The 2,717-nt window shown below is 73.4% G+C and carries 2 protein-coding genes and 1 pseudogene; 2 read left to right on the forward strand and 1 reads right to left on the reverse strand.

The genetic code is table 11. The annotated features are described in order from the left end of the window. A partial coding sequence (locus AC51EU_RS29260; protein WP_496270113.1) for a transketolase C-terminal domain-containing protein occupies nucleotides 1–745 on the forward strand: 745 nt, incomplete at its 5' end. Nucleotides 746–945: 200 nt separating this feature from the next. Beyond that, nucleotides 946–2,466: an amino acid permease gene (locus tag AC51EU_RS29265; RefSeq protein WP_496270114.1), complete on the forward strand. Its 1,521-nt coding sequence runs from the start codon at nucleotides 946–948 to the stop codon at nucleotides 2,464–2,466. Between the two features lie 18 nt (nucleotides 2,467–2,484). Here AC51EU_RS29265 and AC51EU_RS29270 read toward each other — a convergent pair. Further along, nucleotides 2,485–2,717, reverse strand: a pseudogene (locus AC51EU_RS29270) (NTP pyrophosphohydrolase); the annotation flags it as partial.

Genomic DNA, 2,717 nt, shown 5'->3' on the forward strand with positions numbered 1-2,717 from the left:
GGACCGCTCCGGTGTCACCGGCACCGACGGCGCCTCCCACAACGGCATGTGGGACATGTCCCTGCTCCAGGTCGTCCCCGGTCTGCGGATCGCGGCGCCGCGCGACGCCGACCAGGTCCGCGCCCAGTTGCGCGAGGCCGTCGAGGTGGACGACGCGCCGACCGTCGTGCGCTACTCCAAGGGCGCGGTCGGCCCGGCCGTCGAGGCGGTCGGCACGGTCGGCGGCATGGACGTGCTGCGCGCCGCCCCCGGGGACGCCGCCCGCCCGGATGTGCTGCTCGTCTCCGTGGGCGCGCTGGCCCCCATGTGCCTGGAGATCGCCGACCTCCTCGACAAGCAGGGCATCACCACCACGGTCGTCGACCCGCGCTGGGTCAAGCCGGTCGACCCAAAGCTGCCGGGCCTGGCCGCGAAGCACCGGGTGGTCGTCACCGTCGAGGACAACATCCGCACCGGCGGCGTCGGCGCGGCGGTCGCCCAGGCGCTGCGCGACGCCGACGTGGACGTCCCGCTGCGCGACTTCGGCATCCCCGAGCGCTTCCTCGACCACGCCTCCCGCAAGGAGGTGATGGCCGAGATCGGGCTCACGGCGCCGGACATCGCCCGCCAGGTCACCGGCCTGGTCGCCAAGCTCGACGGCCGCTACGAGGACGCCGGGGAGGCCGTGGGCACCGACGCCGCCCCGGAGGCGGACGGCGGGTCCGGCCCGGACGAGGCCAGGACCGCCGAGGTCGCCCGCGACTGACCGCCGTTCCGTACCGCCGCCGATGGGCCGGCCGGACGCCCGTTCGGGTGCTCCGACCGGCCCATCGGCGTACCGGCCCCCGTGCTCCCTCGGGGTGAATCCCCGCCCCGGAAAGGCCCGCCGGACGCTCCCGTTTCCCGCCGTTGCGCAGACTCGGTCAGTTCAGGAGGGATACGGGTCGTCCAGGCGGAGGTTCGCCCATGAGCACACGGCAGGACACGGACGCCGGAGCACGCCGCGGCCGCGGCATGTTCCGGACGAAGACGGTCGAGGAGTCGATCCAGGACACCGAGGAACCGGAACACGCCCTCAAGAAGTCCCTCTCCGCACTCGACCTGACCACATTCGGCGTCGGAGTGGTCATCGGAACGGGCATCTTCGTTCTCACCGGAAAGATCGCCAAGGAGGAGGCGGGCCCCGCCGTCGCGATCTCCTTCGTCGTCGCCGGCGTCGTCTGCGCCCTCGCCGCGCTCTGCTACGCCGAGTTCGCCTCCACCGTGCCGGTCGCCGGCTCCGCCTACACCTTCTCCTACGCCTCGCTCGGCGAACTCCCCGCATGGATCATCGGCTGGGACCTGATCCTGGAGCTGGCGCTGGGCTGCGCGGTGGTCTCCGTCGGCTGGTCCGGCTATGTGCGCTCCCTGCTGGACAGCGCGGGCTGGCATCTGCCGGCCCCCCTCTCCGGCACCGGGGGCGGCGCCTTCGGCTTCGACCTGCTCGCCTGCGTCCTGGTCCTGGCACTGACCGGCATCCTCGTTCTCGGCATGAAACTGTCCTCCCGGGTCACCTCCGTGATCGTCGGCATCAAGGTCGCCGTCGTCCTGCTGGTCGTCATCGCCGGCGCCTTCTTCATCACCACCGCCCACTACCACCCGTTCCTCCCGCCCAGCCGGCCCCGCGCGGGCGCCGGCGGCCTCGCCGCGCCCCTGTCCCAGCTGATGTTCGGCTTCACCCCCTCCGCCTACGGCGTGATGGGCGTGTTCGCCGCCGCGGCCGTGGTCTTCTTCGCGTTCATCGGCTTCGACATCGTCGCCACCGCCGCCGAGGAGACCCGCGACCCCCAGCGCGACGTCCCCCGCGGCATCCTCGGCTCGCTCGCCATCTGCACCCTGCTGTACGTGGCCGTGTCCGTCGTCGTCACCGGCATGCAGAACTACAGCGAGCTGTCCACCGACGCGCCGCTCGCCGACGCCTTCAAGGCCGTCGGCCACCCCTTCTACGCGGGCGTCATCAGCTTCGGCGCGGCCGTCGGCCTGACGTCCGTGTGCATGATCCTGCTGCTCGGCCAGAGCCGGGTGTTCTTCGCGATGAGCCGGGACGGGCTGCTGCCGCAGTTCTTCTCCCGCGTCCACCCCCGGTTCGGCACGCCCTACCGCTCGACCGTGCTGCTCGGCGCGGTCGTCGCGGTCGTCGCCGGGTTCACCTCGATCGACGTGCTCGCCGAACTCGTCAACATCGGGACCCTGTTCGCGTTCGTGGTGGTCGCCCTCGGCGTCGTCCTGCTCCGCCGCTCCCGCCCCGACCTGCCGCGCGCCTTCCGCACCCCCCTGGTCCCCCTGGTCCCGGTCCTCTCGGTGCTGGCCTCGCTCTGGCTGATGCTCAATCTGCCCGCGGAGACCTGGCTGCGCTTCGCGGCCTGGATGGCCCTCGGCTTCCTCGTCTACTTCGCCTACGGCCACCGCCACAGCCGCCTGCGCGGGGGGAGGGGCGGGGGGCGCTGAGGAACGGCGCCCGGACGCTCACCCCACAGGAGGCCGGGCCCCGCCGTCACGCCCCCGGCGCACCGACCGCGGTCCCGCGACGCGGGCGCCCAGCGCCTCGACGCGGGCGCGGAGTTCACGGTCGGCGGTGACCACCACGCAGTCGCGGTCGCCGCCCTCGGCCGCGACCAGCTCCACCATGCGGTCGTCGCCGCTGCCGGGCGCCGCCTCCACCCGTACGCCCTCGACCGGCGCCACGGCGCGGGCCGCGC

This window comes from Candidatus Streptomyces philanthi, from assembly GCF_059553635.1.

What these genes read in the sequence shown, in the direction of transcription:
- AC51EU_RS29265 (WP_496270114.1), top strand. Translation starts at nt 946, where the DNA reads ATGAGCACACGGCAGGACACGGACGCCGGAGCACGCCGCGGCCGCGGC.